General features: G+C 64.9%; 7 protein-coding genes. 6 read left to right on the top strand and 1 reads right to left on the bottom strand.

The features are described 5' to 3' along the window. Window positions 1–449: 449 nt before the first annotated feature. Window positions 450–1,433: a VacJ family lipoprotein gene (locus tag RT662_RS00835; protein WP_313668323.1), complete on the bottom strand. Its 984-nt coding sequence runs from the start codon at window positions 1,431–1,433 to the stop codon at window positions 450–452. A 667-nt stretch (window positions 1,434–2,100) separates the two neighbouring features. Here RT662_RS00835 and RT662_RS00830 point away from each other — a divergent pair. From RT662_RS00830 to RT662_RS00805, 6 genes are all read left to right on the top strand, one after another. After that, a complete protein-coding gene (locus tag RT662_RS00830; RefSeq protein WP_313668322.1) occupies window positions 2,101–2,685 on the top strand; it encodes a TetR/AcrR family transcriptional regulator in 585 nt (194 codons plus the stop codon). 77 nt (window positions 2,686–2,762) lie between these two features. Further along, on the top strand, window positions 2,763–5,195 hold the full coding sequence (locus RT662_RS00825; protein ID WP_313668320.1) for a TonB-dependent receptor: 2,433 nt from the start codon (window positions 2,763–2,765) through the stop codon (window positions 5,193–5,195). A 108-nt stretch (window positions 5,196–5,303) separates the two neighbouring features. After that, complete coding sequence (locus tag RT662_RS00820) at window positions 5,304–6,545, top strand: thiolase family protein (RefSeq protein ID WP_313668318.1); 1,242 nt, start codon at window positions 5,304–5,306, stop codon at window positions 6,543–6,545. An 11-nt stretch (window positions 6,546–6,556) separates the two neighbouring features. Further along, entirely contained in the window at window positions 6,557–7,438 is an 882-nt protein-coding gene (locus tag RT662_RS00815) for an SMP-30/gluconolactonase/LRE family protein (protein ID WP_313668316.1), read from the top strand. 15 nt (window positions 7,439–7,453) lie between these two features. Further along, on the top strand, window positions 7,454–8,299 hold the full coding sequence (locus tag RT662_RS00810; RefSeq protein WP_313668314.1) for an SDR family oxidoreductase: 846 nt from the start codon (window positions 7,454–7,456) through the stop codon (window positions 8,297–8,299). A 4-nt stretch (window positions 8,300–8,303) separates the two neighbouring features. Continuing rightward, window positions 8,304–9,413, top strand: a 1,110-nt coding sequence (locus tag RT662_RS00805; RefSeq protein ID WP_313668312.1) for an AMP-binding protein, incomplete at its 3' end; no start/stop codon positions are given.

Below are 9,413 nucleotides of genomic sequence, written 5' to 3'. Positions count from 1 at the left end.
TCGGCCCAACCGGGCGGAAAATCGAAATCCCCATAGATCGCTCGCTCGGGCCGCGGGTTCCTGCATGGGAGGCTTTCGTACGCCAAGTGGCGCCCGAAACCCTTCATCTATTCGGTCAATGAGAAGGTCTAATGCATTACCCGAGAGCGGACAGCAGATGGCTGTTATTTGAATGACCGATTTTGGGACATTACTTCCGTTTCTGGCGGTGTCGCGAAATGTCGGCTTCCGCCATGAACGGTCATTTATGCACGCAGTCGATTGACGTCGTCGAACAGCTTTGGCTGGGTCGGGACGAGACGGTCCGGTTTCGGATGGTCAGGGTCGGAAAGCACCTCGTCGGCAGCCAATTCAACACACGCCGTTCCGATGAGGTAAGTGGATTGACGCGCAGCGGATTGTCGCTCGGGAGCGCCTCCACCTGCTCGATTGCCGCGACCTGAGCCAGCTCAGCGCGGGCCCTTGCCAACGCGTGGGACGAGATTGGGATCGGGGTCGGTGTCTCCGTGGCGCGGGCAGATGGTGCCGATCTCGGCCCGCCGCTGGGCCAGATAGACCTCGCGCACGGCGACGTAGGGATCGCCGCTTTCGTTGCGGATGCGCTGGAGCTGGCTGTCGATCTCGACCCGGTCGGTCAGGGCGTCGACGACCGCGAGCGCCACGTTCACCTTGCCGTCATCGAACGGCTTGCCCACCACTGTGGGCAGGACCGCCTTGTCCAGGCCAAGGCCGAAGAGATCGCGCAAGGTGGTGGGGCCGACGAGTGGGAGGAAGAAATAGGGGCCATTGCCGACGCCGTAGCAGGCAAAGGTGTTGGCGAAGCTGTTGGGCCGGTAAGGCAGGTTGAACGGCTTGCGCCGCGCCATGTCGAACAGTCCGGCAACGCCGATGGTCGAGTTGATCCCGAACCGTGCTGCGGACTTGGCCGCGCGCCCGATCTTGAGCTGCAGGATGTGGTTGAGGAAGCTGGCCGGTTCGTCGAGGTTGCGCAACACGTTGCGCAGGCCGTTGCGGACGGGCTTGGGAACGGCCGAGGCATATCCCAGCGCGACCGGTGCGACGACCGCCTTGTCGATCGCCTGAATGGCCGCGAACGACTGCGCGTTGAGTTTGGCAAGCGGATCGATCCGCGACGATTGGCGCGCGGTGACAATGATCTCCTTGCCCTCGTCTGGCGCAGTGCCGGTGGTCGAACCCGGACTGACCGGTGTGCCGTCGGCCTTGTTGAGTTGGGCGGGCGCTGCAGCCTGAGTCGTGTCACCGACGAATGTGGGAACGGCCACCCCAACCGGCGGCTGGGTAGCGGGCAGCGTTGCCGACGGCTCCGGTGCAGTGGCAGCCGGCTGGCTCTCCTGCGCGGTAAGCGCGGCGGCGGAGTGCGCTGCCGAGGTGGCTACGGAAAGGGCGGCGGCGAGTACGCCAGCTGCGATCACGCCCAAGCGCCGGGCGCCCGCTGTGCGCCGTGTGCGATCATGCGTTCTCTCCTGTACGCCGCCGCTGACAGGCAGCGCCATTGCCGGAGGGCATGATCGACTTCATGCGGTCGATCCCTCTCAGCATGAAGCAAGTCTGAGAGGTGCGGATTGATGAAGCCCCGGATGCCGGTGGCAAGCTCTTCCGCCCCTTTGGCAGTCGGGCCGGATAGCCCAGTTGTCCACGACTTCGACCTGAGCTCGACCGTATCCACAATAGAGGCTTGGTGGCGCTGACGGACGTGCCCTCGAGGCACTGGAGCAATTCATCAACCATGGTTTTCACTATGATCTCATGAAGTTGCGATCCGTTGAGGGTCACCTTCCAGTCGCCCACCAAGAGCAGGCGTGCCCAATTGCTTGGCCGGTATGAGCGAGAGCGATCCAACATCGCTATCGCGCTACCATATGCGCGGGCTCAAGGCTTTGGCAGATTGGCGTGGATCACCGAGGTCAGGTTTTGCCGCAATCGGTCGTTCGCCCATCGATCAGTCCGTAAAATTTGTCTGAGTCCAGACTCAATTAAGTCATTGCTCAAATCTGCTCGATATGAGATGTTTTCGGCATGGGGAGAATCAAACAAGCTGATCAGACCGATCCTGCGCCCGCAAAGGGCAGGGTCAGGGGCGTGACCAAGAATTCGGCCGAAGCGCGCCGGAGTATCCTGGATTCGGCCACGCTGATGTTCGGGCGCAACGGCTTTGCGCGCACCGGTACCGAGCAGATCGCTGACCATGCCGGCTACAGCCAGGCGACGATCTTCTTCCACTTCAAGACCAAGGCCGGGCTGCTCGAAGCCTGCCTCGAAGACGCCCTCGCCCGTGCGACCACAAATCTCGTTGCCGCCGACACCTCGGGGACGCTGCAACTGGCCGAGCGCCTGGATCGCGCCTTCGACGATCATCCAACGGCCGAGTTCCTGGGCCGCATGCTGGTCGAGTTCGGCGACAATTCGACCATCAAGCCGGTTTATGCCGCCTTTCACGAGCATGTCCGCCAACTGATCGCTGCTGAACTGGAGCGCGATACCGGCGTTGGCGGTCGGCGTGCCTATGTGGCGGCGGCGGCCATCCTCTCGATGATGGTGGGCATCCATGCCGAGCAGCGGCTGGAAACCATCCGCTTCGACCGTCGCGATTTTCGCGAAATGTTGCTCAACGTGACCCAGCTGCTTCTGCACCAACTAGGCCGACCTGACGGCGCCGGCCCATAATCATTCTCGTCTAGCCAACTCGAAAAACCAGAACATCAAAAACCTGCCGCAACGGCGGGAACAGGGAAGGATTGTCCATGTTTCAACCATCTGTGGCGCGGGTCCGCGCCAGCCGTCTTGCTATCGTGGCCGCCCTGCTGGCGAGCCCCACCCTTGCCCAGACTGCGGCTGCCGACGCCGCTGCGACCGACGCAGTGGAAGAAATCGTCGTCACCGCCCAGCGCCGCGCACAGTCGCTGCAGGATGTGCCGATGGCGATTTCGGCAATCTCGGGTGCAACGCTGCGTGATGCCGGCGCCATCGGCATCGAAGGTGTCGCGGCGTTGGTGCCCTCGCTGCAACTGATCGCCAACAACCAGCCGCTGGCGCAAAGCTATCGCATTCGCGGCCTCGGCACCGATCCCAACATCCCCACGTTCGAACCCAGCGTCGCCCTGTTCATCGACGGCGTTTACATGCCGCGTTCAGGCTTGGGCGTTGAAGACCTGGTGGATATCGAGCGGGTTGAAGTGCTGAAGGGCCCGCAATCCACCCTCTACGGCAAGAACGCCACCGCCGGCGTGATCAGCGTGGTTTCGGCTCGCCCGTCCGATGAATTCGATGCCCGGCTGGAAGCGACCGCCGGCATCATCGAAGGTGGCCGCATCGCCTTTGCGTGGCGCATGGCGGGTTCGGTCACGGGTGCCCTGGCCAAGGGCGTGCGCGGGCGGGTCACGGCGGTCTACTACGATGCCGGCCCCAGCTTCCGCAATCTCACGCCCGGCGCCGAACAGGCCAACGAGATGCGCCGCTATGCCGTGCGCGGCCAGCTGGAATTCGATCTTTCGGAAAACATCACCTTGAACCTCACCGGCGCACGCAGCGAGGTGCTCGACAGCAACGGCACCAACCCGGATCTGTTCCGCGGCGCGGCCAACGAACCCAGCATGTTGCTCGACAACAATGCCGCGCTGAATGCCCGCTTTGGTGTCACCGCCTGCCCGGACAATGATCCGCGCAACCGGGTGATCTGCACCACCGACCCCAACCGCTCGAACAGCGTCAACGACATGCTGTCGGCGACCTTCAATGCCGATCTGGGCGGCGTTACCCTCACGTCCATCACCGCCTGGTCGCAATATCGCAGTGGCCTGCTCGCCAACGACATCGATCAGGTGTCGCTGCCGCTGGTCACCTTCCGCGACATCCAGGCCGGCGAAACCTTCACGCAGGAAGTGCGCCTGGTCTCGCCAACGGGTGGCAGTTTCGAATGGCTGCTGGGTGCCTATTACCTCGACTCAAGCTTTGAGCGTGGCGACCGTGGCCGCACCGCAATGTTCGAACTCCAAGGGGCTGCAGGGCTGTTCCCGCTCTCCCCGCTGCTGCCGCCGCAGGTCGTCTATGGCCAACCCGGCGACAAGGGCTTCCTCGATTCCCGCGCCTCTTCGGAGTATTTCGCGCTGTTCGGGCAGGCGACCTACAGGTTCAGCCCGCTGTTCGCACTGACCGGCGGGCTGCGCTGGCAGACAGAAACCAAGACCGCCTCCATCAACAACCGGGCCAGCTTCACGCCCAATCCCGGTTTGCCCGCCGGCAGCCCGCTGGCCGGCATCAACCTGCTCACGCTCAGCCTGGTGCCCAGCGCCACCTTCCCGGCCGGCGTGCCAATCAATGGCCCGCTTGCCCCAGTGAAGGATGATGATGTCACCTGGAACGTCACCGCCAACATCACGCCCGATGACGACAGCCTGATCTATGCCACCTATGCCCGTGGTTCCAAGGCCGGCGGCCACAATATCGCCTTTGGCAACGCTGTGCCGGCGCTGCGCGGCTTTGGAGCCGAAACCGTGGATCACTGGGAATTGGGCGGCAAGTTCGATCTGGCCGATCGCCGCGCCCGCATCGCGATCAGCCTGTTCCGATCGGATTACAACAATTACCAGAACGCCGGCTTCGTTGGCCTGCAGTTTCTGGTCAACAACGCCGAAAAGGTGCGCGTGACCGGCCTGGAAGCCGAAGGCACGTTCCGCCTGGCCAAGGGCCTCACCATGAACCTGGGCGGCGCGTGGATCGATGCCAAGTTCCGCCGCTACAACGGCGGGGCCTGCTGGTTCGGGCGCGCGCCGGACAGCAACCCGGGTCCGACCGGGGCGCTCACCAGCTGCGATCTGTCAGGCAAGCGGCTGCCGTTGGCGCCGGAGATCCGGATGACAGGCGCGCTGCAATATGAACACGCCACCTCGCTGGGCGCGCTTTACGCCCGCACCGATGTGAACTGGCAGAGCAAGGTGAACGTCAACAGCGCCAGCCTTGATCCCCGCAACGTCCAGAACGCCTATGCACTGGTCAACGCGCGCCTGGGCTTGCGGTTGGACAATGGCCTGGATGTCTCCGTGTGGGCGACCAATCTGTTCGACACCACAGTGGTGCAGCAGGGCGGCGTGCTCAGCCTGTTCGGCACCACGTCGGGCTTCCAGAACTTTCTCGCGCCCCCACGCCAGCTTGGCGTCACCCTGCGCTATGGCTTCTGACGCGCAAGCCGGCATGGGAAGCATCCATGGCTTGTACCACGGTGGCTGATCTGCCGGCGGCGATGACGCCGCCGGCCATCACCCGGCCCGTTTGAGGAACCGCAGCAGATGACGACCATCCATGTCGCAGGCGTCGCGATGACGAAGTTCGGCCCCAACCTGAGCGCCACGGTCAAATCGCTCACCGCAGAGGCTGTCGCGGCCTGCCTGGCCGATGCCGGCGCCACGCCCGGCGCCGTGCAGGCAGCCTACTTCTCCAACACGATGCAGGGTTTGCTCGAAGGCCAGCTGTCGATAGCCGGTCAGATTGCGCTGCGTCACGCCGCTGTTGAAGGCATGCCGGTCGTCAATGTCGAGAACGCCTGCGCGTCCGGATCGACCGCGCTGTGGCTGGCCTGCCAGCATCTGCGTTCCGGTGCCGCCGATATCGTGCTGGCCGTGGGCGTGGAAAAGATGGTCTTCACCGACGATGCGCGGCGCGCCACCGTCATGCGCGCCTTTGAAGGCGGCATGGACGTCAGCGTCGGGGAAGAGACACTCAATGACCTGCTGAAGCTGGGCGCCGGCGTCGATGGCCCGTCCGGCGACGGCCACCGCACCCGCTTCATGGATATCTATGCCGCGCTGTGCCGCGCCCACATGGCGCGCTTTGGCACCACACAGCGCCAGCTGGCGATGGTGGCGGCCAAGAACCATGATCATTCGATCCACAATGAAAAATGCCATTTCCGCAAGGCGATGAGCGTGGACGAGGTGCTCGCCTCGCGGCCACTGGGCTATCCTCTCACTGTGGCGATGTGCTCGCCGCTGTCTGACGGTGCGGCGGCGGTGCTGCTGTGCACGGATGCCGGGCTTAAGAAGCTGCAGGGCCAGGCGCCGTCTGTCCTGATCAAGGCCTGTGAACTCACCTCGGCCACCACGCGTGACTTCGCCGATTTCGAAGCCCACGTGGCCCGGCGCGCGGCGCTGACCGCCTATGATCGCGCTGGCCTCGGCCCCGGCGATATTGATGTTGCCGAAGTGCATGATGCCGCCGCGTTCGGCGAAATCTTCATGACCGAACTGCTGGGCTTCTGCGCCATGGGCGAAGGCGGTCCGCTGGCGGAGCGTGGCGAAACGCGGATAGGCGGGCGCATCCCGGTCAATCCGTCGGGCGGGCTGGAATCCAAGGGCCACCCCATCGGCGCCACCGGCCTCGGCCAGATTTATGAATTGACCCAGCAACTGCGCGGCGCCGCCGGCGCTAGCCAGGTCAGCGGCGCGCGCACCGCCCTGCAGGAAAACAGCGGCGGCCTGCTCGGCATCGAAGAAGGCGCTGCCGTCGTCACCATCCTCCAGCGCCAGAACTGAAGGCACAAACCATGAAGCATACCCCCACCCTGTTTGCCGAAGGCTTCCTTTTCCCCGAAGCGCCGCGCTGGCACGCCGGCCGCGGGCAGTTTTTCGTGAGCGACATTGATCGCGGGCAGGTGTTCGCAGTGTCCACCGACGGCCAGCGCCATCAGGTCTATCAGGGGCCGGACTGGGTGTCGGGCACCGCTTTTGAAGACGATAAGACGCTGCTGATCACCAATGCGCGCAGCCGCAGCCTAGTGCGCGTGCGTCTCGATCAGCCCGATGCGCCGCCCGAAATGATCGCCTCCCTCGCCGAAATCGCGCCCTATGGCATCAACGACATGATCCGCACGCCCGCCGGCATCTGCTTCATCGACACGGTCAGTTTCGATTTCGTCGCCTATGCCCGCGGCGAGATTGCTGCCCAACCCAGCGTGCTCGCCCGCGTCGATGGCGACGGGCGGGTTTCGGTGGCGACCGACGCGGTGAGCTTCCCCAATGGCATGGTGCTCACGCCCGATGGCAAGCGCCTGCTGGTGGCGGACTCGCTCGGTCAATGTGTCCACGCCTTCGCGCTCGCTGCCGACGGCACGCTCAGCGAACGCAGCTGCTTTGCCGCAATGCCCGGCGAGATGCCCGACGGCATGTGCCTGGATGCCAGCGGTGCCGCTTGGGTCGCCGCGCACGGCAGGGTCGTACGGGTCGCCGAAGGCGGCGAAGTGCTGGAAGAGGTGGACATGGGCAGCACCTCGGCAACGGCCGTCGCCTTGGGCGGCGCCGACGGCCGCACGCTGCTGATCACCGCATCCGACAGTTATGATCGCGCGGTGATGGCCCGCAATCCGACCGGACGGCTGTTCACGGTGCAAGTGGCGGTGCCGGGTGTCGGCCTGCCGTCAGTTTACTGAAAGGGAGCGTGAGGCATGACGCAAAGGCTGACCGGCAAAACGGCCCTCATCACCGGGGCGACATCGGGCATGGGTGTCAACGTCGTCCGGCGCTTTGTCGCCGAAGGCGCGAACGTGCTGTTCTGCGGCCGCTCTGCCGAGGCTGGTGAAGCCGTGGCCGCCGAGATTGGCGCAGGCGCGCGCTTCATGCGCGCCGATGTGACTGATGAGGCCGACGTGATCGCCATGGTCAAGGCCGCGCAGGAGATTGGCGGCGGGCGGATTGATTTCCTGTTCAACAATGCCGCGCCGGCGCTACGCGACACCCCGGTTACAGCGCTGCCGGCCGAAGAGATCGCCAGTGCATCGATGGCCATCTTCGGCAGTGTCGTGCTGATGACCAAGCATGTCGCCGCCGTGATGCAGGCGCAGGGCGGCGGTTCCATCCTCAACAACGGCTCCACCGCCGCGCACCGGGCTAACAGTTCGCCGTCGCTCTACAGCGCACTCAAGGCCGCGGTCTGCCATTTCACCCGCTGCATGGCGCTGGAACTGGCCGATTACGGCATCCGCGTGAACACGGTGTCGCCGGGCGCCATCCCAACGCCAATCTTCCTGCAGTCGCTCGGCATCAAAGCCGCCGACCAGGACCGCGCATTAGCCGCGTTGCAGGGCGCCTTTGCAAAGGCCATGCCCATCGGCCGTGCTGGCAACGGCGATGATATCGCGGCGGCCGCCGTGTTCTTCGCCAGCGATGAATCTTCCTATGTCACCGGGCAGGATCTGGTCGTCGATGGCGGCCTCACCGCAGGGCTGTCGAGCGCCGCCAAGCGGGGCCAGGCCGACATGATGCGCGCCGTCCTCGCCAACCTCGGGAACTGAAGCCATGTCCATCTTCACTCTGCTCGAACGCGGCGCCCAGCGCTGCGATGGCCGCCCGTTCGCGGTGTTTGATGGTGTCGAAACCAGCTATGCGCAGGCGCTCGGCTTGGCACAGCGCATTGCCGCCGCGCTGGGCGCCGCCGGCTTCGGGCCGGGCAGCCATGCCGCCGTGCTCAGCCCCAATGATCCGGTCGCCTTCACCGCCGCTTTCGGCATCTTCGGGGCCGGCATGGCCTATGTGCCGGCTAATCCACACAACCCGGCACCGTCCATTGCCAGCGCACTCAACCTCGTCGATGTCCGCGTGCTGTTCTATCACAGCGCGATGGCGGCCCTGGTGGGCGAGATCCGTGATCACCTGCCCAAGGTGAAGCTGTTCGTCGCACTGGGCACACCGTGCGGCGCTGATCCCACGCTGGACCAGTTCATCGCCGGGCACACAGCCCAGCGGCCGCGCGCCCTCGCCGCGCTGACCGATGCGGCTTTCGTGGGCCAGACCGGTGGCACCACCGGCGAGCCCAAGGGCGTCCTGCTCAGCCACCGCGCTGTGTTCGCCTTCGCGGAGAAATATCTCGCCGAAATACCCCACCCCGCGCCGGTGCTGCTCGCCGCCACCCCGCTCACCCACGCGGCCGGCATGCTGGCCATGCCGATCGTCGCGCAGGGCGGCACCATCGTGATGATGGCCCGCCCCGATCTGCCGCGCTTCCTCGATCTTATTACCGAACAACGGGTGACGACGACCTTCCTGCCGCCCACCGTCATCTATCGCCTGCTTGATCTGCCGGGCGCCGAAACCCGCGATTTTTCCAGCCTGCGCCACTTCATCTATGGCGCCGCGCCGATGTCGGTCAGCCGCCTGAAGCAGGCGCTGGCCCTGTTCGGACCGGTGATGGCGCAATGCTATGGCCAGACCGAGTGCCACACCTTCGTCACCTTCATGCGACCGGAAGATCATTTCGTCGATGGCCGCCTCGCCGATGATGCCCGCCTGTCGGCCTGCGGCAGGCCGTCGATCGGCACGCGGGTGGTGATCAAGGGCGACGATGGCGCCATCCTGCCAGACGGCATCCCCGGCGAGATCTGCGTGCAGAGCGATCTTGCCATGACCGGC

Origin of the sequence: Sandarakinorhabdus sp. (assembly GCF_032115815.1) — a bacterium.
GTDB lineage: Bacteria > Pseudomonadota > Alphaproteobacteria > Sphingomonadales > Sphingomonadaceae > Sandarakinorhabdus.
Note: the sequence above shows the minus strand (reverse complement) of the source record. Positions and strands in the feature narration are given on the sequence as shown.

Excerpts from the sequence above, each read along its gene's own strand:
- RT662_RS00815 (WP_313668316.1), top strand. The coding sequence starts at position 6,557 with ATGAAGCATACCCCCACCCTGTTTGCCGAAGGCTTCCTTTTCCCCGAA.
- RT662_RS00820 (WP_313668318.1), top strand. The coding sequence starts at position 5,304 with ATGACGACCATCCATGTCGCAGGCGTCGCGATGACGAAGTTCGGCCCC.
- RT662_RS00825 (WP_313668320.1), top strand. The coding sequence starts at position 2,763 with ATGTTTCAACCATCTGTGGCGCGGGTCCGCGCCAGCCGTCTTGCTATC.
- RT662_RS00810 (WP_313668314.1), top strand. The coding sequence starts at position 7,454 with ATGACGCAAAGGCTGACCGGCAAAACGGCCCTCATCACCGGGGCGACA.